The organism is Parabacteroides sp. merdae-related_45_40 (assembly GCF_001915675.1).
Genome location: NZ_MNQY01000012.1, coordinates 1 through 278 on the forward strand (window position 1 = coordinate 1; position 278 = coordinate 278).

At 48.9% G+C, this 278-nt stretch carries 1 protein-coding gene; it reads right to left on the reverse strand.

What is annotated here, in order from left to right:
• Nucleotides 1-172, reverse strand: a 172-nt coding sequence (locus BHV83_RS00215; protein ID WP_286755204.1) for an Arm DNA-binding domain-containing protein, incomplete at its 3' end; no start/stop codon positions are given.
• Nucleotides 173-278: the final 106 nt, after the last annotated feature.

The following is a 278-nucleotide window of genomic DNA, read 5'->3' on the forward strand; positions in this document are numbered from 1 at the left end:
CATTCAATCGGCTCTCACGCGCGTTCCATAGCCCGGGGGTACAGGAGAGCTTGCAGCTGAACTGCGCCATCGTGCGGTTGAGGGTGATCCGTCCCATGACCGGGGCCTTGCCGGTCTTGTCCGGCTCGCTCTTTTTCAGGTAGAGCAGCACCTTGAATTTTTCCACTTTCATAACGCTCTTTTTAGGTTGTAAAAATACTCCTTTGAAAAGCGTCCTTTGGCATGCAAAACATTGATAAACAGTGAATACAAATCCGCTTTGTTCCTATCGGTAAAAA